21 protein-coding genes and 1 pseudogene are annotated in these 23,233 nt (G+C 62.0%); 6 read left to right on the forward strand and 16 right to left on the reverse strand.

From position 1 onward, the window contains the following. Positions 1 to 8: 8 nt before the first annotated feature. The 4 genes from dgcA to BM416_RS29355 all read left to right on the forward strand — a co-directional run bounded on the left by dgcA (position 9) and on the right by BM416_RS29355 (position 6,170). On the forward strand, positions 9 to 2,069 hold the full coding sequence (gene dgcA / locus BM416_RS29340; RefSeq protein ID WP_065925458.1) for a dimethylglycine demethylation protein DgcA: 2,061 nt from the start codon (positions 9 to 11) through the stop codon (positions 2,067 to 2,069). Between the two features lie 156 nt (positions 2,070 to 2,225). Continuing rightward, on the forward strand, positions 2,226 to 4,169 hold the full coding sequence (gene dgcB, locus BM416_RS29345; RefSeq protein ID WP_092490306.1) for a dimethylglycine demethylation protein DgcB: 1,944 nt from the start codon (positions 2,226 to 2,228) through the stop codon (positions 4,167 to 4,169). Continuing rightward, positions 4,169 to 5,389 carry an electron transfer flavoprotein subunit alpha gene (locus BM416_RS29350; protein WP_092490307.1) on the forward strand — a complete coding sequence of 407 codons (1,221 nt, stop codon included), beginning with the start codon at positions 4,169 to 4,171 and terminating at the stop codon, positions 5,387 to 5,389. Before dgcB ends, BM416_RS29350 begins: the two co-directional genes overlap by 1 nt. 10 nt (positions 5,390 to 5,399) lie before the next feature. After that, positions 5,400 to 6,170 (forward strand): electron transfer flavoprotein subunit beta, encoded by a 771-nt coding sequence (locus BM416_RS29355; RefSeq protein WP_092490308.1) that lies wholly within the window; start codon positions 5,400 to 5,402, stop codon positions 6,168 to 6,170. A 119-nt stretch (positions 6,171 to 6,289) separates the two neighbouring features. Here BM416_RS29355 and BM416_RS29360 read toward each other — a convergent pair whose 3' ends face one another. From BM416_RS29360 to gbcA, 14 genes are all read right to left on the reverse strand, one after another. Further along, positions 6,290 to 8,215 (reverse strand): secretin N-terminal domain-containing protein, encoded by a 1,926-nt coding sequence (locus BM416_RS29360; RefSeq protein WP_092490309.1) that lies wholly within the window; start codon positions 8,213 to 8,215, stop codon positions 6,290 to 6,292. An 18-nt stretch (positions 8,216 to 8,233) separates the two neighbouring features. Further along, positions 8,234 to 8,725, reverse strand: a complete 492-nt coding sequence (locus BM416_RS29365; RefSeq protein WP_092490310.1) for a hypothetical protein — start codon at positions 8,723 to 8,725, stop codon at positions 8,234 to 8,236. After that, on the reverse strand, positions 8,722 to 9,258 hold the full coding sequence (locus BM416_RS29370) for a hypothetical protein (protein WP_092490311.1): 537 nt from the start codon (positions 9,256 to 9,258) through the stop codon (positions 8,722 to 8,724). The genes BM416_RS29365 and BM416_RS29370 overlap by 4 nt, the downstream gene beginning before the upstream one ends. A 6-nt stretch (positions 9,259 to 9,264) precedes the next feature. Further along, positions 9,265 to 9,822, reverse strand: coding sequence for a hypothetical protein (locus tag BM416_RS29375; protein WP_092490312.1), 558 nt, complete (start codon positions 9,820 to 9,822; stop codon positions 9,265 to 9,267). Next, entirely contained in the window at positions 9,819 to 10,544 is a 726-nt protein-coding gene (locus BM416_RS29380; RefSeq protein ID WP_092490313.1) for a hypothetical protein, read from the reverse strand. Before BM416_RS29380 ends, BM416_RS29375 begins: the two co-directional genes overlap by 4 nt. Continuing rightward, entirely contained in the window at positions 10,525 to 12,162 is a 1,638-nt protein-coding gene (locus BM416_RS29385; RefSeq protein ID WP_092490314.1) for a GspE/PulE family protein, read from the reverse strand. Before BM416_RS29385 ends, BM416_RS29380 begins: the two co-directional genes overlap by 20 nt. 4 nt (positions 12,163 to 12,166) lie before the next feature. Further along, complete coding sequence (locus tag BM416_RS29390) at positions 12,167 to 13,351, reverse strand: type II secretion system F family protein (RefSeq protein ID WP_092490315.1); 1,185 nt, start codon at positions 13,349 to 13,351, stop codon at positions 12,167 to 12,169. After that, positions 13,348 to 13,812: a transglycosylase SLT domain-containing protein gene (locus BM416_RS29395; protein WP_092490316.1), complete on the reverse strand. Its 465-nt coding sequence runs from the start codon at positions 13,810 to 13,812 to the stop codon at positions 13,348 to 13,350. The genes BM416_RS29390 and BM416_RS29395 overlap by 4 nt, the downstream gene beginning before the upstream one ends. Before the next feature lies 1 nt (position 13,813). Further along, a complete protein-coding gene (gene gspG / locus BM416_RS29400) occupies positions 13,814 to 14,245 on the reverse strand; it encodes a type II secretion system major pseudopilin GspG (RefSeq protein WP_074847788.1) in 432 nt (143 codons plus the stop codon). A gap of 212 nt (positions 14,246 to 14,457) precedes the next feature. Continuing rightward, positions 14,458 to 15,960, reverse strand: coding sequence for a lytic polysaccharide monooxygenase (locus BM416_RS29405; protein ID WP_092490317.1), 1,503 nt, complete (start codon positions 15,958 to 15,960; stop codon positions 14,458 to 14,460). A gap of 72 nt (positions 15,961 to 16,032) precedes the next feature. Continuing rightward, positions 16,033 to 16,539 carry a type II secretion system protein gene (locus BM416_RS29410; RefSeq protein ID WP_175539111.1) on the reverse strand — a complete coding sequence of 169 codons (507 nt, stop codon included), beginning with the start codon at positions 16,537 to 16,539 and terminating at the stop codon, positions 16,033 to 16,035. Continuing rightward, on the reverse strand, positions 16,526 to 16,906 hold the full coding sequence (locus BM416_RS29415) for a type II secretion system protein (protein ID WP_092490318.1): 381 nt from the start codon (positions 16,904 to 16,906) through the stop codon (positions 16,526 to 16,528). Before BM416_RS29415 ends, BM416_RS29410 begins: the two co-directional genes overlap by 14 nt. After that, the gene (locus BM416_RS29420; RefSeq protein WP_027605985.1) at positions 16,881 to 17,375 is read right to left on the reverse strand and encodes a prepilin-type N-terminal cleavage/methylation domain-containing protein; all 495 of its coding nucleotides are present in this window, start codon (positions 17,373 to 17,375) and stop codon (positions 16,881 to 16,883) included. Before BM416_RS29420 ends, BM416_RS29415 begins: the two co-directional genes overlap by 26 nt. An 885-nt stretch (positions 17,376 to 18,260) precedes the next feature. Next, positions 18,261 to 19,556 carry a glycine-betaine demethylase subunit GbcA gene (gene gbcA, locus BM416_RS29425; RefSeq protein ID WP_092490319.1) on the reverse strand — a complete coding sequence of 432 codons (1,296 nt, stop codon included), beginning with the start codon at positions 19,554 to 19,556 and terminating at the stop codon, positions 18,261 to 18,263. Between the two features lie 281 nt (positions 19,557 to 19,837). Between gbcA and gbcB the strand changes: the two genes are divergently transcribed. After that, positions 19,838 to 20,938 carry a glycine-betaine demethylase subunit GbcB gene (gene gbcB / locus BM416_RS29435; RefSeq protein ID WP_065925442.1) on the forward strand — a complete coding sequence of 367 codons (1,101 nt, stop codon included), beginning with the start codon at positions 19,838 to 19,840 and terminating at the stop codon, positions 20,936 to 20,938. Positions 20,939 to 21,024: 86 nt separating this feature from the next. Here the strand turns inward: gbcB and BM416_RS29440 are convergent, their stop codons facing one another. Next, complete coding sequence (locus BM416_RS29440; protein ID WP_027605982.1) at positions 21,025 to 22,065, reverse strand: threonine aldolase family protein; 1,041 nt, start codon at positions 22,063 to 22,065, stop codon at positions 21,025 to 21,027. 90 nt (positions 22,066 to 22,155) lie between these two features. On the opposite strand from BM416_RS29440, the gene BM416_RS29445 reads away from it, so the two are divergent. After that, a complete protein-coding gene (locus tag BM416_RS29445; RefSeq protein ID WP_092490320.1) occupies positions 22,156 to 22,884 on the forward strand; it encodes a TraX family protein in 729 nt (242 codons plus the stop codon). Between the two features lie 61 nt (positions 22,885 to 22,945). On the opposite strand, the pseudogene BM416_RS29450 reads toward BM416_RS29445, so the two are convergent. Continuing rightward, a pseudogene (locus tag BM416_RS29450) lies at positions 22,946 to 23,233 on the reverse strand (IS481 family transposase); the annotation flags it as partial.

Here is a 23,233-nt window from a genome sequence, read left to right on the forward strand (position 1 = left end):
ACCGTGCCATGGCTTTCGAAGCAATGTTCCAGCCGATCCAGATCGGCAAACTGACCATCCGTAACCGCGTGCTCAGTACCGCCCATGCCGAGGTGTATGCCACCGACGGCGGCATGACCACCGACCGCTATGTGAAGTACTACGAAGAAAAAGCCAAGGGCGGTATCGGCCTGGCGATCTGCGGCGGTTCCTCGGTGGTTGCCATCGACAGCCCCCAGGAATGGTGGAGCTCGGTGAACCTGTCCACCGACCGCATCATCCCGCACTTCCAGAACCTGGCGGATGCCATGCATAAGCATGGCGCCAAGATCATGATCCAGATTACCCACATGGGCCGTCGCTCGCGTTGGGATGGCTTTAACTGGCCGACCCTGATGTCGCCGTCCGGCGTGCGTGAGCCGGTGCACCGTGCCACGTGCAAGACCATCGAACCGGAAGAGATCTGGCGCGTGATCGGCAACTACGCCAGCGCCGCCAAGCGCGCCAAGGCCGGTGGCCTGGACGGTGTGGAACTGTCCGCCGTGCACCAGCACATGATCGACCAGTTCTGGAGCCCACGGGTCAACAAGCGTACCGACGAGTGGGGCGGCACCTTCGAAGGCCGCATGAAGTTCGGCCTGGAAGTGTTGAAAGCCGTGCGTGCCGAAGTCGGTGACGACTTCTGCGTGGGCATGCGCCTGTGCGGTGACGAGTTCCACCCGGACGGCCTGTCCCACGAAGACATGAAACAGATCGCCAAGTACTACGACGACACCGGCATGCTCGATTTCATCGGCGTGGTGGGCTCGGGTTGCGACACCCACAACACCCTGGCCAACGTGATCCCCAACATGAGTTATCCGCCGGAGCCGTTCCTGCACCTGGCGGCCGGTATCAAGGAAGTGGTCAAGGTTCCGGTGCTGCACGCACAGAATATCAAGGACCCGAACCAGGCCACGCGCATCCTCGAAGGCGGCTATGTAGACATGGTCGGCATGACCCGTGCGCACATCGCCGACCCGCACCTGATCGCCAAGATCAAGATGGGCCAGATCGACCAGATCAAGCAGTGTGTCGGCGCCAACTATTGCATCGACCGCCAGTACCAGGGCCTGGATGTGCTGTGCATCCAGAACGCCGCGACCTCCCGTGAATACATGGGCGTGCCGCATATCATCGAGAAGTCCACCGGGCCGAAACGCAAGGTGGTGGTAGTCGGTGCCGGCCCTGCCGGGATGGAAGCCGCGCGGGTGGCCGCCGAACGTGGCCACGACGTGACCCTGTTCGAGAAGAAAGAATTTATCGGCGGGCAAATCACCACCGCCTCCAAAGCGCCGCAACGCGACCAGATCGCCGGTATCACCCGCTGGTTCCAGCTGGAGCTGGCGCGCTTGAAAGTCGACCTGCGCCTGGGCGTGGCCGCCGATGCCGAGACCATCCTGGACCTGCGTCCGGACGTGGTGGTGCTGGCGGTCGGCGGGCATCCGTTTATCGAACAGAACGAACACTGGGGGGCCGCCGAAGGCTTGGTGGTGAGCAGCTGGGACGTGCTCGACGGCAAAGTCGCGCCGGGCAAGAACGTGCTGGTGTACGACACCATTTGCGAATTCACCGGCATGTCGGTGGCGGACTTCCTGGCCGACAAAGGCTGCCAGGTGGAAATCGTCACCGATGACATCAAGCCGGGCGTAGCCATCGGCGGTACGTCGTTCCCGACCTACTACCGCAGCATGTACCCCAAGGAAGTGATCATGACCGGCGACATGATGCTGGAAAAGGTCTACCGCGAGGGCGACAAGCTGGTGGCGGTGCTCGAGAACGAATACACCGGCGCCAAAGAGGAGCGGGTGGTGGATCAGGTGGTGGTCGAAAACGGCGTGCGTCCGGACGAAGCCATTTACTACGGGCTCAAGGAAGGTTCGCGCAACAAGGGCCAGATCGACGTCGAAGCCCTGTTCGCGATCAAGCCGCAGCCATGCTTGAGCGAGGCGGGCGAAGGGTACTTGCTGTTCCGCATCGGTGACTGTGTGGCGCAGCGCAATACCCACGCTGCCATCTATGACGCCCTGCGCCTGTGCAAAGACTTTTGATGAGGTGAACGCGGTCAAATGTGGGAGGGGGCTTGCCCCCGATAGCGGTGGTTCAGCGACAACTGTACCAACTGACAGTCCGCCATCGGGAGCAAGCCCCCTCCCACATTCGGGCCAGTTTCACAGTAGACCTGTGCGGTCTGTGGGAGCTTCACCATGTTGAACACCTTGCTGCCTATTCTCTTATTTACCGCCCTGGGCCTCGCCGTCCTCGGCGCCCTGCGCCGGGTGAACATGTGGCGCCGTGGCCGTGCCTCCAAGGTCGACCTGCTGGGCGGTCTGCTGGCCATGCCCAAGCGCTACATGGTCGACCTGCACCACGTGGTCGCCCGCGACAAATACATCGCCAACACCCACGTCGCCACGGCCCTGGGCTTTGTGCTGTCGGCGCTGCTGGCAATCCTGGTGCACGGCTTCGGCCTGCATAACCGTATCCTCGGCTACGCCTTGCTGCTGGCCTCGGTGTTGATGTTTGTCGGCGCCACCTTCGTTTACCTGCGGCGGCGCAATCCGCCGTCGCGCCTGTCCAAGGGCCCGTGGATGCGCCTGCCGAAAAGCCTGATGGCGTTCTCGGTGAGTTTCTTCCTGGTGACGCTGCCGGTGGCGGGGATCCTGCCCGCCGACTTCGGTGGCTGGCTGCTGGCCGCGCTGCTGAGTGTGGGTGTGCTGTGGGGCGTGTCCGAGATGTTCTTCGGCATGACCTGGGGCGGCCCGATGAAGCACGCCTTCGCCGGTGCCCTGCACCTGGCCTGGCACCGTCGCGCCGAACGCTTTGGCGGTGGTCGTTCCACGGGTTTGAAACCGCTGGACCTGAGCGACAAGAGCGCGCCCCTGGGCGTGGAAAAACCCAAGGATTTCACCTGGAACCAACTGCTCGGTTTCGACGCCTGCGTGCAGTGCGGCAAGTGCGAAGCAGCGTGCCCGGCCTTCGCCGCCGGCCAGCCGCTGAACCCGAAAAAGCTGATCCAGGACATGGTGGTCGGCCTGGCCGGCGGCACCGATGCCAAGTTCGCCGGCAGCCCTTATCCAGGTAAACCGATTGGCGAGCACAGCGGCAACCCGCACCAGCCGATCGTCAACGGCCTGGTGGACGCCGAGACCCTGTGGTCGTGCACCACCTGCCGTGCCTGCGTGGAAGAGTGCCCGATGATGATCGAGCACGTCGACGCCATCGTCGACATGCGCCGCCACCTCACCCTGGAAAAAGGCGCGACGCCGAACAAGGGCGCCGAAGTCCTGGAAAACCTGATCGCCACCGACAACCCCGGTGGTTTTGCCCCGGGCGGCCGCCTGAACTGGGCGGCGGATCTGAACCTGCCACTGCTCAGCGAAAAAGGCAGTGCCGACGTGCTGTTCTGGGTCGGCGACGGTGCCTTCGACATGCGCAACCAGCGCACCCTGCGCGCATTCGTCAAAGTACTGAAAGCGGCCAAGGTCGACTTCGCGGTGCTCGGCCTGGAAGAACGCGACAGCGGTGACGTGGCGCGACGCTTGGGCGATGAAGCGACGTTCCAGCTGCTGGCCTCGCGCAATATCCAGACGCTGGCCAAGTACAGCTTCAAGCGCATCGTCACCTGCGACCCCCACAGTTTCCATGTGCTGAAAAACGAATACGGCGCCTTCAACGGCAACTATCTTGTGCAGCACCACAGCACCTTCATGGCCGAGCTGATCGGCGAAGGCGCGCTGAACCTGGGCCAGCACAAAGGCAACAGCGTGACCTACCACGACCCGTGCTACCTGGGCCGCTACAACGGCGAATACGAGGCCCCGCGCCAAGTGCTGCGAGCGTTGGGTATCGAGGTCAAGGAGATGCAGCGTTCCGGTTTCCGCTCACGCTGCTGCGGCGGCGGTGGCGGCGCGCCGATTACCGACATCCCCGGCAAGCAACGTATCCCCGATATGCGCATGGAGGACATCCGCGAGACCGGTGCCGAGCTGGTGGCGGTGGGTTGCCCGCAGTGCACGGCGATGCTCGAAGGTGTGGTTGAACCGCGCCCGTTGATCAAGGACATCGCCGAGCTGGTGGCCGATGCTTTGCTGGAAGACGTCGCACCGGCCAAAGCTCCCAACAAGCGTGAACCTGCGGAGGTGCACTGATGAGCGACATTATCCGCCGCGACCCACGGGCCGAATGGATCGCCCGTAACCGTCTGCACCCGCTGCATGCGGCGATGCAGCCGCTGCAACACAGCTGGATGGGGCCTAACGGCATCCTCCGCAAGAACGTGCATGGTGTCGGTTTTATCGGCCCCAACGGCATCAAGCGCATCGACCGCAGCGGTGCCCAGCAGGGCGGTGCGGCCAAGCGTACGGCGGCGATTGAAGTGCAGTTGCCGCTGCATCAGGTGCCTGCGCCTGCGTTCTACATCAACGTAGTGCCGGACATGGTCGGCGGCCGCTTGAGCAGCCACGACCGCGACCTGCTCGGCCTGGCGCGGCAACTCGCCGGCAACGACGGCGCGGTGCTGGCGGTGGTGTTTGGCGAACACAAGGAAAGCGCGTTTGCCACGGCCGGTGTCGATCGCCTGCTGGTGCTCGACGGCCACGAATTCGACGGTTATTCACCGGAGCAACGTGTCCAGGGCCTGCGGGCTGTGGATAACCAGTTCAACCCGCGCCACTGGTTGCTGCCCGACAGCCGCAGTGGTGGTGGCGAGTTGGGTCGGCGCTTTGCCGCCAGTCTCAAGGAGCGCCCGGCCACTCGCGTCTGGCAGATCAAGGGCGACGAGTGCATCGGCCGCGCCGGTGCGGGCCGGGAAGACTTGGCGCGGCCGCTGCCACGCCTGATTCTGGCCGCCGCCGAATGCGCCGATCCGGTCAGCGACACACGCCATGAAGTGCTGCCTGTGGAGTTATCCACAAGCCTGGCGCGCAGCCTGCCGCGTATCGAGGATCTCGGCGCGGTGGCGGTGGACCCGGCGGCGATTCCCATGGCCGAGGCCGAGTTTATTTTCTCTGGCGGCAACGGCGTGAAGGACTGGGCGCTGTTCCACCAGACCGCCGCGGCATTGGGGGCCACCGAAGGCGCCTCGCGGGTGGCGGTGGACGATGGATTCATGGCCCGTGATCGCCAGGTCGGCGCCAGCGGTACCTGGGTGACGGCGCGGGTGTATGTGGCCGTGGGGATTTCCGGGGCGATCCAGCACCTGCAAGGCATTGGTGCCTGCGACAAGGTGGTGGCGATCAACCTCGACCCGGGCTGCGACATGATCAAGCGTGCCGACCTGTCGGTGATCGGCGAAAGCGCCGCGATTCTGCAAGCCTTGATCGCTGCGGTCGAGGCCTACCGCAACGGCGCCAAGCGCGATGCGGCTTGAGGACATGACCATGACCACGAATGTAATCAGCCTGGTGTCCATCGGCGCCCACCCCACCTCCGGCCGGCCACGCCGCGCCGAACAGGATGCGCGCGCGGTCGAACTGGGTCTGCAGATGGCTGGGGATAAGTTGCAGGTGCTGCACGCCGGTAACATCGCCGAACCGACCCTGCGCAGCTACCTGGGCATGGGCCTGCCACAGTTGCACGTGCTGGAACAACCGGAGGGCAGCGATGCGTTGCCGGTGCTCGGCGAGTACCTGCGCCACGCCGGTGCCCAGGTGGTGCTTGCCGGCAGCCAGGCCGAAACCGGTGAGGGCTCGGGCATGTTGCCGTTCCTGTTGGCCGAGCAATTGGGCTGGCCGCTGATTGTCGGGCTGGCCGAGGTGGAGTCTATCGACGGCGGTGTGGCCCATGTGCTGCAAGCCTTGCCCCGTGGGCAGCGCAGGCGCTTGAAGGTGCGCCTGCCGTTTCTGGCGACGGTGGATAACGCCGCGCCGAAGCCCCGGCAGAGTGCCTACGGTCCGGCACAACGCGGTGAATTGGCGGCCCACGAAGTGGAAGTCGAGCAGGACGCGCTATTCACAGGCGCCGTGCTGCAACCGGCCAAGCCCCGGCCCAAGCGCCTCAAGGTGATCAAGGCCAAGAGCGGCGCCGACCGCATGAAAGCCGCCACCGCCAAGGCCAGTGGTGGCGGTGGGCAGGTGCTCAAAGGTGTGAGCGCCGAGGAGGGCGCCCAAGCCATTCTCAAGTTGCTGATCGAAGAAGGCGTCGTGCGCTAACCCACTAACACTGCAAAACCAAGGTGGGAGGGGGCTTGCCCCCGATAGCGGTGCTTCAGTTAAAGATGCTGAGACTGACACATTGCAATCGGGGGCAAGCCCCCTCCCACATTGGATCTTCATTGGGGCGCAGGTTCGGGCGCAGGCTTGGGCACCAGATCCGGCAGCGGGGGCGGCAGGGGTTGCCAGGTGGCATCCGGCTGTTGCATCGGCGGGGGCAGCGCCGGCGTGGGGTCGCCGCCAATCGGCTTGAGGATCATTTTATCGGTGGTGTCGCGCAGGATCATGCCCTGGGTCGAACTGCGCGCCTCGGTGCCGCTGTGGAAGGTGCTGATCTGGGCAATCGGCAGGTCCAGGTTGCGTTCGATCCTCGGGGTCAGCAGCAGGATGATCTCGGTTTTCTGCTGGGTATTCTGGTTGGTGCCGAACAGCTTCTTGCCGATCCACGGGATCTGGCTCAACCATGGCAGCCCCGAGCCCTCGTCGACGTCCGCCGTACGGATCAGCCCCGAGACGATCTGGGTTTCATTGTTGCGCGCGGTCAGCAGGGTCTTGGTGGCCCGTGAGCCGAGTTCGAAGGTGGCCGGTACGTTTTCCGAGCCGGGAATACGCTTGGTGATATGGCTCATTTCCACGTTCAGCTCCAGGTTCACCTCATCGCTCAGGCTGATATTCGGCTTGACCGTGATCTGCAACCCCACGTCCTGGTAAGACACCGACGAGGTGGTGATCTGGTTGGCGGTGGTGGTGGTCACCACCGGGATCTTGTCGCCGATGTTTACCTGGGCTTCTTCGCGGTTGCGCACCCGCACCCTGGGGTTGGCCAGGGTCACGGTGTTGCCGCTGCGTTGCAGCATATTGATGCGCGCCGAGGTACTGCCCGCGTCGAGCAGGATGTTGTCGCCATTGATCCCGCGCAATGCGCTGAGCGGGATGCCTGCCAGCCCGGCAGGCACGTTGGCCAGGTTGCCCACGGACAGGCCGATGCTCTCCGGGTACTGGATGCCCAGGTTCAACTCGTCGGTCAGGCTGACCTCCAGCACCTGGATGTCGATGGTCACTTCCGATTGTGCGATATCAATGGCTTCCACCAGTTTTTCCACGGCGCTCAGGGTGTCCAGTCCATCGCGCACGATCACCGCGTTCAGGCGTTCGTCCACCAGCACCTCCTTGGGCTTGAGCACCTGTTTGATCTCGGCGGCGATGACCTTGGGGTCGCCATGGCTGAGGTAGAAGGTGCGCACGGCCAACTCGCGGTATTCCCGTTCCTTGTCCGGGCGGCGGGGATAAACCAGGAGGGTGTTGGCGTTGAGGACCTTCTTGTCCAGCCCCTGGGTGGTCAGCAGCAGGTTCAGCGCGTCTTCGGCGGTGGTTCGGCTCGCGGTCATGCTCGCCGAGGCGCTGGGATTGACGTCCTTGTCGATGACGAAGTTGACCCCCGACAGGCGCGCAATGGTCTCGAAAATCGTGGTCAGGCTTTGGGCGCTGAACTCCAGGCTCAGGGGTTTGCGCATGGCCTCGGAGAGGTCGGCGCTGAGGTAATCGGCGCTCACCAGTTCACGGGTCAGGGCATTGCGAAAGTCCAGGGCCTCTCGGTAGTTGGGCTTTTGCGCGATGATCCGGCGCACCAGGTTGAGGGCTTCCACCGGGTTGGAGCGCTTCATCTCGTAGGCCTGGGCCAGTTGCGGGCGCAGCTGTTTCATCGCCTGGATGCTCTGGATTTCCTGGCGCGCGCCGAGGTTGCTGGGGTCGTATTTGAGGATGGTTTCCAGGGCGCGGATGGCAGCGGCATCGTCGCCACGCATCAACGCGGTGCTGGCTTCGCGGCTGTATTGGGCCACCAGCAATTCCAGCTTGCTGAAGTTGGCGGTGCGCAGTTGCACATCGTCGGGGGCCTGTCTGGCTTCGGCTTGCAGCACTTCGACCGAGCGGATGATGTCGCCCTTCTGGCGCAACTCGTCGCTCTCCTTGATCGCCCGCTGGGTCTGGCAGGCGCTGAGCAGGGCCACGGCGAGGCTCAAGGGTATCCACGTGCGTATGGCCATGATCGTGTCCTGCGCCGGTCAGTGAGTGTCCAGCCGCAAGGTGCTGACATGCCTGAGGGGCATGTAGGTCAGCACCACGGCGGTGTCGGTGAGTTTGTCCAGCCGGTAGTGCGCGTCGAGCATCCTGCCGGGCACGATGCGCCCGGGTACCGAGCAACGGTTGCACAGGATGTACTGGCTGCCATTGCCGCTGAGCACGACGATTTTCGCCTGGTTCTCGTAGCGCCATTGCGCGCTCACGGTGAAGGGCAGGGGCGGTGGCGTGGGCGTTGAGGTGTCGACCGGTATGGGCGGCGGTGCAGGTGTCCAGGTCTGGGCGGGAAACAGGTCGATGGCTTCGGCCACCGCCGGTGCAGGTGCGGCGACCGGTGCCGAGGGCTCCTGCACAGGGCGGGCGATCACTGGCACCGGTGAGGGCGTGGGGGGGGCCGCAGTGTCCTGCCAGAATAGCCAGCCGCAGCCGATCAAGGTCAGCAGCAACAGCACGCGCAGATACAGCGGCAGCGTCATTCCACCACCCCCAGCACACTCACCTTGAGTCTGATGTTCAACATGCCGCTGGTGATTTCCTTGCGCTCCAGGGCCAGGCGTTCGATGCGCACGGCCGGCTCATTGGCGACGTCGACCAGGGCATCGCGCAGCAAGGCGTAGGGGCCGACGAGGGGAATGTCCACGTCCAGCCGTTGCAGCCCGGTGTCGCCGGGCGCGGAGTAGGCCAGGGTGGTCTGTTCGATGATAAAGCCGCGCCGGCTGAGGAGGTCCAGCAGCTTTTCCAGACGTGGGGCGAAGTCCTGTGCACTGGGCAGGCGTTCGACCACGGCCGGTTCGGTCACCTGCACATCCTGGGGCTGCTCGGCGATACCGGCCTCCAGTTCCTGGCGCCGCAGGCTGTCGGCAATGCCTGCCGGATGAATCACTGTGACTTCGATCAGCAACGTTGCCGCCATCAGCCCCAGCGCCAGCAGCCCCCAAAAGCCCAGGCGCTGTTGCCATTGCATCAGGTGCCAGCGCACGCGCGGGAGGTGGCGGGTCAGTGCGTCCATGGGCGACTACCCCGCACCAACCGCGAGTTTGACCTGCACCGGGTGTTGCGGGTCATTGGCCTTGCGTGCGCTTTGTTGCAGGTTCACGTGCACCCCTGGCTGGGCCTTGAGCCGTTCGACAAAGCGAAAGGCATCCCCCAGCACCTTGGCTTCCAACTCCAAGTGAATCAGCCGGGCCTGGGTGTCGACCTCCACGCGCGTCAGCGCGACTTCCGCGGACCAGGCCCGGGCCACGGCGTCCATCAACGCGAAGGGCGTGTCCTGCTGTCGGGAAAAGGCTGCCAGTTGTTGTTTCTGCTGGGGTGACAAGCGAATGGCGGCCTGGATCAATTGTTCCTGGCGACGTGTCAATTCGATAAAGCGCTGCTCCAAAGCATCGGTCTGTTGCTGCTGATGCTCCATGCGCTGCCAGTGTTGCCAGGTGATGAAGGCAAGCCCGGCGGCGACCAGCCACAACACACTCACCAGCGGCCGATAGACGGCGTTGGGGTGCAGGAAGTCGACGTCCGGCGCCTGCCGCTGTCGCCAGGCACCGACGAGCTGTGATTTCAGCTGAGCGATCATGCCAACGGCTCCCCCAGCCAGGGATGCAGTGGCCCCAGCCAATGTTCAGTGGGGTGATTGGCGACGACCCATGTGGCCGCCGCGTGCCGCTGCGCCAGCAGGTCGGCGGTGAACAGGTTGTCGCTCAAGGGGCTGCCGGGTGGGGTTTGCAGCACGCACACTTGATGAGCCACACCGTGTTGCCGGTAAAGGCAACTGAGACCTCGCGCCTCAGGTACCGCCAGCACGCAATCGTCAGGCAATTGCTGCCAGTACCGTTGGGCCACGGCCGTCAACAATGGCGTGCATGTCACCAGCGGCAGGTGCTGTTGCTTGAACAACTCCCGCAGGTCTTGCAGCAAATTCCGTGGTGTCGCGACCGCCAGGCGTTCATCTCCAAAGGTGCTGTTGGCGACTTGCACTTGCCACTGTCCGGGGTCGATGCCTGCCTGTTGGTTGAAGGTCACTTCGGCCAAGCCTTGCCAGTCGGCCTGGCTGTACACGCCGGTTTGCCACGCCAGCATCAGGTAGTGCACATGGGGGAAGCCCAGCAGCACCGTGGCCCGGTCCAGAAACCCGACGCGGCCGCGCGGCGCCTGTTCCAGCAGTTCGGCACAGGCGGCCAATGGTTCGCCAGCCTGTTGCGCACGCCATACTGCCGCACCGCGCCAGCGCGGTCGTGCGGCCCATTCGGCGCCGTCGCTGTGCAGCCACACCACATGCTCAATAAAGGGAAATGACACGGTGGATCTCCTTGAGCGTGGTGTCGCCCTGGGCGGCATGGGCCAGGGCGATGTCGCGGATAAACACGTGGCCGGCTTCACGGGCCAGTTCGCGCAGGGTGGAGGCTGAACTGCGGTTGAGCAGGCCCTCCTTGATGCTGTCGGTCAGTGTCAGCACTTCGGCCAGGGCGAGTCGGCCGCGATAGCCGGTGTGACGGCAGGCCTCGCAGCCTTTGCCCACGCGGTAGTGACCCTGTTGGAGTTGAGCCTCGGCGAGTTGGGCGAGGTGGGTGATGTCGGGGTCGGGGTCGGCATCCGTACCGCAATCCGGGCAGATGCGCCGCACCAGGCGCTGGGCGACCACGCCGTTAAGGGCTTCGACAAAGCTGGCCGGGTCCACGTCCATGTAGGTAAAGCGCTCCAGCACACTGAACGCGCTGTTGGCGTGCACCGACGACAGCACCAGGTGTCCGGTCAACGCCGCTTGCACCGCAATGCCCGCCGTTTCACCGTCGCGTATTTCCCCCACCAGGATGGTGTCCGGGTCGTGACGCAGGATCGAGCGCAGGCCACGGGCGAAGGTCAGGCCCTTCTTGTCGTTCACCGGGATTTGCAGGACCCCGGGCAGTTCGTATTCCACCGGGTCTTCGATGGTGATGATCTTTTTCTCGCCGGTATTGGTCTCCGACAGAGCGGCATACAGCGTGGTGGATTTGCCGCTGCCGGTGGGGCCGGTCACCAGCAACATGCCGTAGGGTTCGCCGGCCAACACACGGATGCGTGCGATGGTCTCGGCGTTCAACCCCAGGGTTTCCAGGCTCAGGGACTCGCCGCGCTGGGACTTGTCGAGAATCCGCAGCACCGCATCTTCACCGTGGATGCTGGGCATGATCGACACGCGAAAGTCCACTTCGCGACCCTGGATTTTCATCTTGAAACGCCCGTCCTGGGGTACCCGCCGCTCGCCGATATCCAGCTCCGACAACACCTTGATCCGCGACAGTGCCTGCTCGGCCATGTCCATGCCGCTGGCCTGGCCCATCTGCTGCAACACGCCGTCGATGCGGTACTTGATCACCAGGCCCTGGGGGGTGGTTTCCACATGGACATCGCTGGCACGGCTTTGCAGGGCGTCGAACAGCATGGAGTTGACCAGGCGCACCACCGGGTTGTCGTCGCGAGCGATGCTGCTCAGGGAAATTTCCTGGGCGGCCTGGCCGACGCGGGCATTCTCGTCGTCCTCACCGAAAGGTTGCATCACCCGTTGGCTGGCTTCGGCCAGGCTCAACTGGGCCTTGACCGCGCCGGGCAGGCTCATGGCCAGGGGCAGTTGACGCAAGGTTTTCGAGGATTGCAGCCAGTGCCGGCTGGCCAGGGTGAAAGGGTCTCCCAGTACCAGGCACGGCTGGCCGTGGTTATCCACAGGCAGCACGTTATGGATCAGCGCCTGGGGCAGTGCCAGCAGGTCGAAGCGCCAGTGTTCACTGAGGTTTTCCGGGGCGATGGCAAGCAGGCCCAGGGGCTGGGCGATCGTGCTTAATTGGTCGGGTGCCTTCTCCAGCACCTCCAGCAGGTAATTGGACAAGCTCAGCCCGCGTTGCTCTGCAAGGGCCTGCCATTGCCGTGTCTGTTCGCTCATCGCACTACCCCTGGATGGAGCCTGCCAGTTCGAAAATCGGCATGTACAACATGAATACGATCAGGCCGATCAGCCCGCCCACCACCAGCATCAACAAGGGCTCGAAGACTTTGCTGAACAGCTCGATGGCGCGCTCCAGCGCTTCATCGTGGAACTGCGCGATGCGCTCGCACATCGCCGCCAGCTCGCCGCTTTGTTCACCCACGCGTAACAGGCGTTCGGCGACGGCGGTGGTCAATCGATGGCGGGCGAGGGCAGTGGACAGTGGTTGGCCGGCCTGGATGTCGGTCATGGCCTGGCGCAGGTCCGCCTGGCGTTCCACGGGCAGCAGGGCACCGGACAGCTCCACCGCAGTGACCACCGGCATGCCGCCCATCAACAACATGCCGGCGGTGCGATAAAAGCGCGCGAGGATAAACAGCGTGCGCTGGGCGCCCAGGCTGGGGATCTTCCAGAACAGCTGGGCGATGCGGCGCTTGAACCCGGCGCTGCGCAACAACAGCACCAGCGCGGCAATCGCCAGCACCAGGCCAAGCAACAACTCCATGCCGCGCGCGTCTACCAGTGCGCCCCACCACACCATGAAGCGCGCCGTGGCCGGCAGGTCGGCCACGGCGTCGAACACCGAGGCAAAGCGCGGGATCACGAAGAACAGCAGGAACAGCAGGATCAACGCGCCGACGCTGAGTACCACCAAGGGGTACATCAGGGCGCCGCTGACGCGCTTCTTCACGGTTGCCAGGTGGGCTTCAAAATGATGGTAGCGGCGCAGGGCCACGGCCAATTGGCCGCTGTGTTCCGAGGACGCCACCGTGGCAATCAACAGCGGCGGGAAGGTCTGCGGCTTGAGCTGCATTGCCCTGGACAGCGAGTTGCCCTCATACATTGAGGCGAGCAGATCGCTCATGACCTGCCGGTTGATGCCGGCGGGCGCCTTGTCGCGCAGGGTCTCCACGGCTTCCACCAGCACCAGGCCGGCATCGAGCAGGACTACCAGTTCCTGGATAAACAGGCCCAGGGCGAACGTACTGCGACGGCTGGGCAGTTTGAGTGGGCGGCGGGCTTTCAGCGAGATGACCTGGGCGCCGTCGGCCTGCAGTTGCTGGCGCGCCTGGGCGACGTCAACGGCTTGCAGGCGCAGGGTCTGCACATGGCCGTCACGGATGATGCGCACGTCAACGTCGATCATGGTATTTGCCCTGCCCGTTGTTGGCGCTGTTGCAACAACACCGCGTAGTAACGCCACACCGCCAGGGCGTAGCGTGAGCGCCGTGCTTCCCGGTCCGGCTTGGCCCCGGCGTTATAGGCGCCCACGGCCTGCCAGCCATAACCCTGCTCGCGGATAAACCCGGCAAGAATCCACGCACCCACCATGACGCTGGTGCAAGGCTGGGTAATCAGGTGCTGTTCGGTGATGCCGAACCGCGCCAGTGCGGGCAAGTGGCGGCTGTTGATTTGCATCAGGCCGATGTCCTGGCTGCCATCGCTGTTGAGGTTGCGTGCGCTGGGGTTGAGGCCGGATTCGACCTTGGCGATGGCGTACAGCAACAGCGGGTCGACGTGGTAACGGCTGGCTGCCAGTTGCCAGCAGTTGGCCTGTGCGGTACCCGTGAGGCACAGCAGCATCAGGACCAGCCGCAGCGTGTACATGTCAGAGGCCGTACACAATGTCGGCGTAGGTATTCACCCCGCCGGCCTTGCCGTCACGGCCCAGGCAGATGATCTCCGCATCGTTGGGCGGTGTGCCGGGGTTCTTGTAGAGATACGGGTTACCCCAAGGGTCTGGCGGCAGCGTCTTCACATAGGGGCCCTGCCAATGGCTGGCGTTGGCGGGCCGGGTGGTGAGGGCGTCGAGGCCGAGGGTTTCGTCGGGGTAGTTGCCGTTGTCCAGGCGGTACTGGTTCAAGGCGTCGGCAAGGGCTTTCATCTGGCCCTGGGCGGTTTGTACCTTGGCCAGTTCCAGGCGATCGAACATCTTCGGGCCGACGTAGCCGGCGAGCAGGGCGATGATCAGCAGGACGACCAGCAGTTCCAGCAAGGTGAAGGCACGCTGGGGGCTGTGGATAAATGAATGAATACGCATGGAAATACCCTGTTGGGAGTGCCAAGGTACGGCGGTTGTGTGTCACTCTCCCGGCCCGCTGTGAAGCGGGCACCGCCGGTAGGACTGCGTTAGAACCTTTTCAATTCAAGAACATCTTCAACTGTAGCGTTGCTCGATATAAGGCGCCGTGGGGCGCCCTATAACGTTTGGCTCTTATGCTTATCCAGTAACTGCATATGGTTTTGAATGGGTCATTGGGCTTCCTCCCAGGCCTGATCCCAGGCCGTGCCCGTCCCTGGTGCGTACGCCCATGCGGCGCCTGCGCACCACGCGGTGTAGGGGTGAGGTTTGCACTTATAGTTTTTGCCGTTATTGCTCACGATGTCGCCGGCTTTGTAGGGCGTGCCCTCTTTGTAAGCTGGGTATTCCTCACCGCCTCCGGGTGGCATGACCGTAAAGGCAACCTCAGCCTGGTCGGTCTTGCCATTTTGCTGATCGCGAACCTTCAGCTGTGCTGTGAATTTCGTCTCTTGCGTGACGGTGTAGGCAGTGCCGCTGACGGTCGCTCCATTCTGTGCACCCACCATTCCTGGAACTGTCCACAGATAGAGCAAGGGCCCGTTGCTGCCTGACGATCCCGCGCCGCTGAACGTAAAACTTTGCCCCGACTTCAATGTGCTCGGCCCCGTGATGCGTGCCACCGGTTGCGCCGGATTGACCGGGCCTGGGCCTTCGCCGGCAATGATCGCCATCGCTCGGCTGTAACCCTTGGCGGTGGTGTAGACCGAGTTGGCACTGGAGTCGGTGGGGTTGAATACGATCGTGTTGCCCTTTTTCTCCCCCACTTTGGCAATAGTGGGATTGATCCTGTCCGCCAACTGCTTGCCCCAGATATTGGGGTCCAGGTTGTTCGCGCTGATCGGCAGGGTGATGTCCACCACTTCCTTGGCCGCCGGTGAGTTATCGAGGATGCGGAAGTGGACCGAGTCACCGGCTTTAAGGGTGTTCATGATCGAATCGATGAATTGGCCAAGATTGACCCACTGCTCCGGGATCCCGGCACCGATGAGGTTGATGTCACTGCAGTTATAGAACCCTTCGCCCGCTGGATCGATACGTTGCCACTGCACGAACAGCGTGGCTTTGCCCGTTTGCGTCGAAGGAATCGGCACAGGGAACTTGAAGTACCCAGAAGCGCCGGAAATGGTGGGAGGATCGTTGCCCCAGTTGGTTTGTGCGACGCTGAATTGCTCGGAATGGATGAGTGTCAGGTCATTCCAGGTCAACGGCGACTGGGTCGGGTCAAAACCCGGTTTTGTGAGAAAGACCTTCACAAAACTGGGAACGTGCGGGGCCGTACCGATGATGCGCACGTCCATCATGCCGTTGGAGGGTGTTACGTCAGTACGGTGCCAGTCATCCGAGACAATGTTCAGGCCATCTTTCTTACTGTCGGCCGCCGAGCACAGTTGGCCGTCGGGCACTTCTCTTTTGACGATCTCCGGATCGTTGTAACCAGGTGCCTTGATCAAATGGGCCACTTCGTTCCATTGCTGGCCTGGATACTGCCCACTTTTTGCAGACAGGGCTGCGCAGCCGTTATCGCTGGGGCTTCCTGACCAGAAATCCGGGAGCGTCTTGCAATAGACCTGCCGCGCGATGGGCTTGTCCACCGCACCGTGGGCCATGACCAGCGTCGGTGCCAACAAGACCGCCGCCAACAACCATTTCGTTAAGCGCTGTAAGTTACTCATGCTTGATCCACCTTAATTCAGATAAACAAGTTCCGAACGGCTGGAACGATCAGTGTGTCGAGTGTGTGAGCGTCATCGGGTCAGTTGATCTCCCATGGGAGCGACGCGGGTTGCAGGGTTGTTCTGCCCAGGGCCAAACAGAAACACCCACCCTTGATAACTGCCTTGTCCTGTAAAACTCTGATTGATGACTGAAAAGTTACCTTGTTTGAACGGCGTGCCCTCGGCCGTGCTGAACACGCCCATGATGGTTTCACCGGGTCCGGCCACCACGCCCCACTCGGCGCTGCCGGTCAGCGGGTCGGCATAGGTACGGCGCAGGTAGCGCTTGACGGTCGGTTGGCGACGGTCGAGCACCAGGTCTTCTAGGGACTTGGGGTAGGTGCTGCCGGCCGCGTAGTACAACCCGATTGCCCGGCGAATCTCATTGCCCCGCGCCAGCAGTTCCAGCTCGCGTTCGCGCTGCAGCACGCTGGACCACAGGGTGCCGACTTCCATCAGCATCACGGCCACCACGGCCACTGTCACCAACATGCCCATGAACACCGAGCCCTGCTGGGGTTGTCTACCAGTCGGCATAGGCGCTCCCGTTGGTGTCGGTGCCGGGCGCGCCGCTGCGCACATCGCCCAGGCCTTGTTCGTCCGATGGTTGCAGGTGCCAGGTGTCACGCCTGCCGGTCAGCGGGTCCGTAGGGACCTCGCGCAGGTAGCGGCGGTCGACCAAGGCTTGCAGGGAATCGGGGTTGGCGCCGTGGTCCTCGCGGTATTGGTCCAGGGCCTGGCGAATCGAGGACAGGTTGTGGCGCAGCACGGTTTCCTGCGCCTTGGTCTGCTGGCGGAAGTACTGCGGGGTGACCAGGGTCATGAGGGTGGCGATGATCGCCATGACCACCAGCAACTCAATCAGGGTAAAACCCCGATTACCATTGGCTGTATGACGTTCCATTCAAACTCTCCCGGGTGCTTCGGGATGAAACGTCGAATACATCTTCTCCCTCTTGTGGATTATCCGCAGTGCTTTTGTAGCTGCGCAGCTGCCAGGTTTCTGCGGGCGCACGTTCAGGGCACTCGCACACGGGATCGCGGGGAATGCGTCGCAGGAAATAGAGTTTGTTGCCCTGAAGGTTGGTCTTGTCTGTCACCCCCTCGACCAATACGTGCAGGGAGGGTGGATAACCGCTGTCAGTGATGCTCTTTTCAATGCGGCCATCGTCACTGGCGTCTTTGTAGGCATCGATCGCACGCCGGATTTCCCGCAACGAACGTTGCAGGTCCAGTTCTCGATCACGTTTACCCATCAATGCTGTCAGCGGATAAGCCACTGTCGCAAGCGTGGCCAGCAGGGCCAGCGTCAGTAGTAATTCAATCAGCGTAAAACCTTTGGCGCAGTGATGGCTGGGCTTGCCCTGCCACATCACCGTTCTTCCTCCCGATCAGGCTGCCAAGGACTTCCGCGTTAACCCAGGCCATGGAATTGACTGCAAGGGTGAGTGTAGATGCTGGGTGTTTTTTGTACAGGTGCGCGGTTACCCACAAACACTGTGAGCCTGGCTGTGGATAAGGTGTTGGTGTTTATCCACACGCCCCGTAAATCAAGGCTTGCAAGCTCCTGTACGAAAAACGACCAAGCTAAGTTACGGTTTTCTGGTGCTTTTTTGTGTGGATAAGGAGGAAGCAGCGGTTGGAGTTGCCCCCAAAGTCTGTTGGCGCTTCTGTGGATAAGATGTTTGCTATCCGCTACAGGCCTTATGAATAGAGGCTTTCCGTCGTCTGGTTGTTTATTGATCAAGTTGCCGCTAAACCCCAGGAATATAGCTGAAACCCTTGGTATATGAAGGTTTGACGCGGTTTTCCACAGCGCTGCCGAAGTTGCCCCCAAAGTCTGTTGGCGGTTCTGTGGATAAGGTGTTTGCGTACCGCTACAGGTCACGTTCTACGTAGCTTGTAGGGTTTTGATCAATAAGTGATCAATGTGTCGCTGGAACCGTCAACTTGAATAAGTCACGGATTTTCTTCAATTAATTTTGGTTGGATAGCGCAGTTGCCCACAATTGCTGTGGGTGGCTTTGTGGATAAGTTGTTGGGTAAAGGCTGTAGGGCAGGCTGTGAGAGGTCTACAGCAGATTTGATTAAGTTTTGATCAGTAGAGAGGCTTGGCGTAGATACCGTCTTATCCAGCACCGCACAAAGCCGTAGCAGCTGACGAGCCCCGGCGAGGCTGCGTCAGCGGTGTGTCAGGCAGACCGCAAACGCAGCCTCGCCGGGGCTCGACAGCTGCTACGCACGATAAGTGGCTTCAATTACTCGTGGGCGGCCACACCCTTGAGGTAAGGCGCCGGCGCTGCGCCGATGTTGTTCAACATGCGCTCGCTGTACCAGTCCACGAAGTTCACCACGCCGAACTCATAGGTCTTGGAATACGGGCCGGGCTGGTAGGCGGTGGAGTTGATCCCGCGCTGGTTCTCCTCGGCCAGGCGACGGTCCTGGTCGTTGGTGGCGTCCCACACCTGGCGCATGCGCTCCACGTCGTAGTCCACGCCTTCCACGGCGTCCTTGTGCACCAGCCACTTGGTGGTGACCATGGTTTCCTGGGCGCTGATCGGCCACACAGTGAATACGATGATGTGATCGCCCATGCAGTGGTTCCACGAATGCGGCAGGTGCAGGATGCGCATCGAGCCCAGATCGGGGTTCTTGATGCGGCCCATGAGCTTGGCGCAGCCCTGCTTGCCATCGAGGGTCATCGACACGGTGCCCTTGAGCAGCGGCATGCGTACGATGCGGTTACGCAGGCCGAAGCTGGCGTGGGCGTAAGGGATCTTCTCGGCATCCCAGGCGGCAGCGGAGGCGGCCACGTGGTCCTTGAACGCCTGATCGGCGCGTGGGTCGGTGACGTCGTCCCATTCCAGCAGGGTTTTCAACAGTTCCGGGTGCGACGCGTTGCAGTGGTAGCACTCGCGGTTGTTTTCCAGCACCAGTTTCCAGTTGGCTTTTTCGAACAAGGTGGTCTGGATCGCCACCTTGGTGTTTTCCATGTCGTAGGGTTCCATGTAGTGGTTCAACGTCGACAGGAAGTCATCGATGGCCGGCGGGTTCTCGGCCAGGCTGATGAAGATGTAGCCGCCGGCGGTCTTCACATTCACCGGCTTGAGGCCGTACTGCTTCATGTCGAAGTCGGCACCCATCTCGGTGCCGGCGAACAGCAGGCGCCCGTCCAGCTCGTAGGTCCACTGGTGGTAGTGACACACGAGCTTGGCGACCTTGCCCTTGTCGCTGGTGCACAAGCGCGAGCCACGGTGGCGGCACACGTTATGGAACGCATGCACCACGCCTTCGGCGCCACGGATCACGATGATCGGGTTCTTGCCCACTTGCAGGGTCAGGTAGTTGCCCTTGGTGGGGATCTCGCAGGTCATGCCGGCGATCAACCACTCTTTCTGGAAGATCTCCTGCATGTCGATATCAAACAGCCGCTCATCAGAGTAGAACGGCTGCGGCAGCGAAAACGTGCGCTCGCGCTCTTGCAGCATTTGCGCGGTGGCCTTGCGTGCGGGTTCCAGCGGATCGCCCAAGCTTAAGGTTGCGGTGACGTCCATCGTGTGTGTCCTCAAGGCCATTCTGTGTGGCCGACGAATAGTGGCTGATCAGGTTTGCAGCAAGGCGTAAAGAAAACGTCGTTGTTGGGAGCGAGTGTGGGGCTGCTGATGCGCCGAACCTTATCCATGAGCGACATGGCCCACTCTGTTCCCGACGCGCAACCCCCGTGGCATGGGGGCTGGTCGCGATAAGTATGTGAATGTCGCAGATAGGTAAATGGGCGGTTCCCGCGTTACGCAGAATCGCCACCATAAGGCCGACGTCGGCGGTGGAGAACAACATGTCCAATAATTTCCTGAATCCGGTAACCACCCAGACCTGGGCCAATGGCCGGCACATCGTCCGTTGCGTCAAAGTCATCCAGGAAACCTGGGATGTGCGCACCTTCTGTTTTATGGCCGACCAGCCGATCCTGTTCTTTTTCAAGCCGGGGCAGTTCGTCACCCTGGAGCTGGAAATCGAGGGCCAGCCGATCATGCGCTCGTACACCATTTCCAGTTCGCCGTCGGTGCCCTACAGCTTCTCGGTGACCATCAAGCGTGTGCCGGGCGGCAAGGTGTCCAACTGGCTGCACGACACCCTGCATGAAGGCCAGGAATTGGCTGTGCACGGGCCGGTCGGGCTGTTCAATGCCATCGACTTCCCCAGCCCGAAAGTGCTGTACCTCAGTGGCGGCGTGGGGATCACGCCGGTGATGTCCATGGCGCGCTGGTTCTACGACACCAACGCCAATGTCGACATGACGTTTATCCACAGTGCCCGCTCGCCCAAGGACATCATCTACCACCGCGAGCTGGAGCATATGGCGTCGCGGATCGACAACTTCAGCCTGCACCTGATCTGCGAAAAACACGGCCTGGGCGAGCCCTGGGCCGGTTATCGCGGCTACTTGAATCACAAGATGCTCGAACTGATGGTGCCCGACTTCCTTGAGCGCGAAGTGTTCTGCTGCGGCCCGACGCCCTACATGAATGCGGTGAAACGCCTGTTGGAAGTCGCCGGTTTCGACATGGCGCGCTACCACGAGGAATCCTTCGGCGCCACGCCGCCGGAAGCCCGCGCCGACGCGGTGGAGCAGGCCGAGCAAGCGGCGGATGCCCCGGAAATCGACCTCGCGGATCTGCATCAGGTGGAGTTCATCGCCTCAGGCAAGAGCATTCGCGTCGCCCCTGGCGAGACCGTCCACGCAGCGGCGGCCAAGCTTGGTCTGTTGATTCCAAAGGCCTGCGGCATGGGGATTTGCGGAACGTGCAAGGTGATGAAGCTGGGCGGTGAGGTCGAGATGGACCACAACGGCGGGATTACCGAGGAAGACGAAGCCGAAGGCTACATCCTGTCGTGCTGCAGCGTACCGAAGGGCGATGTGCGCATCGAGTTCTGATTGCTCGAGCAGGTACAACACAATCCAAATGTGGGAGGGGCCTTGCTCCCTCCCACATTTGTTTTATGTACATCAGTGAGTCATTGTCAGGCGCCCATGACTTCGCGGATGTCTGCGGCCAATTCCCGTACTCGCTCTTCGTCGGTATCCCACGCGCACATGAACCGCGCACCGCCTTTGCCGATGAAGGTATAGAAGCGCCAGCCCTTGGCCGTCAGTGCGGCAATCGCCGGTTCCGACAGTTGCAGGAACACACCGTTGGCCTGTACCGGGAACATCAACTCCACACCGGGAATATCCGCCACCAGGCTGCTGAGCAATTGTGCGCAGTGATTGGCGTGGCGCGCATGTTTGAGCCAGGCGTCGTTTTCCAGCAGGCCCACCCAGGGGGCGGACAGGAAACGCATTTTCGAGGCCAGCTGGCCGGCCTGTTTGCAGCGGTAGTCGAAGTCTTCCGCCAGTTTGTGGTTGAAGAACAGGATGGCTTCACCCACGGCCATGCCGTTCTTGGTGCCGCCAAAGCACAACACGTCCACTCCGGCTTTCCAGGTCAGGTCGGCGGGTGAGCAGCCGAGGAACGCACAGGCGTTGGAAAAGCGTGCGCCGTCCATGTGCAGGTTCAGCCCCAGTTCCTTGCAGGTAGCACTGATGGCGCGGATTTCTTCCGGGGTATAGACGCTGCCGACTTCGGTGGCTTGGGTCAGGGTCACTACGCGGGGTTTGGGGTAGTGGATGTCCTGGCGCTTGAGGGCGATCTCGCGGATCGATTCCGGGGTCAGCTTGCCGTTTTCGGTGCGGGCGGTGAGCAGCTTGGAGCCGTTGGAGAAAAACTCCGGCGCGCCGCATTCGTCGGTTTCGACGTGGGCGGTTTCCGAGCAAATCACGCTATGGTAGCTCTGGCACAAGGAGGACAGCGCCAGGGAGTTGGCGGCCGTACCGTTGAAGGCGAAGAACACTTCGCAGTCGGTTTCGAACAGATTGCGGAAACCGTCGGCGGCGCGGTGGGTCCATTCATCATCACCGTAGGCGCGTTGATGACCCTGGTTGGCTTGTTCCATGGCGGCCCAGGCTTCGGGGCAAATGCCCGAATAGTTGTCACTGGCGAATTGTTGGCTCTTGTCGGTCATGGCCCATTCCTGTGGTCGATGTTGGTGCGCACTGTAACCAAGATTGTTGGCGCTGCGCACGCACTGTAAATGCAAAGTCACTGGGGAATTATGCACGGTTCTGAAACCATGCCTGTCGGACGCGTCCGTGATGGCGCTTTGGATTTGCTCAAGTGGCTGGCGCTGCTGAGCATGGTGCTGGACCACCTGCGTTATGTCGGTCTGAGCCTCGATGGCCTGTATGTGCCGGGGCGCCTGGCGTTCCCGTGGTTTTGCCTGGCGATTGCGGCGAACCTGCATCGGGCCCGCAACGCACCGGTGACCGGGCAATGGCGCTACCTGGGCTGGCTGCTGCTGTTCAGCGTGATCAGCGAAGTGCCGTATCGGCTGTTTATCGAGGATGCCGATACGTTGAACGTGCTGCCCACCTTGGCACTGGGGCTGCTGGTTGCCCGAGGATGGCAGCAGAAGGCGTTTGTTGATCGAGGATTGGCGTTGATCGCCGTCACGATAGCGGCGGTATTTTCGTCGCACTTAATGTTCGGTTTCTTTGGTGTGTTGCTGCCACTGGCGATGTTGCTGGTGTTTCGTCGGCCTTGGTATTTCAGTGTACTGCCAGGATGGGTCTGCGTGGCCGCCAACCAATGGCAGGTCCTGCTCAATAGCGGCACGCCGGTGGCGTTGTTGGGGTTGGCTGCATGCCTGATTGCGCCATTGGCGGGCCTGGTCTTATTGCGACATGCCCACAGCACCTCGCCGCCAGCAATGCGCCGCTGGGCCTACGCCCTTTATCCGCTGCACTTCCTCCTGCTGCTGCTCCTGCGCCACATCATCGCCTGACACACCGCTGTCGGGATGTAGAACCGTAGACATCGTTTACATCTGAAACCGGGGACATCGTTTACACATTTGAGGCCTGGACGCGGGTCATACCTCGTCCAAGCCTCCCCAAGGGATAATCACACAGGTACAAATCCCAAGCATCATCTTCAGCTTCTTTGAGCCCTATCCTTTCCCCGGACAGCGCCTCGCTGATAAATACCAACTTGCCGTTCCACTTGATCGATCCGTCCTGCCTGACGCTTCGAACTTTCATTTCTGCCGGATATTCCACATCGGGCAAGCATCCTGGATAAATTCGGGTGGACGGCACATACAAGTCTCCCGGACTTTTCATGCCGAGCGCTTC

The organism is Pseudomonas sp. NFACC42-2 (assembly GCF_900116055.1).
Classification (GTDB): Bacteria; Pseudomonadota; Gammaproteobacteria; order Pseudomonadales; family Pseudomonadaceae; genus Aquipseudomonas; species Aquipseudomonas marginalis.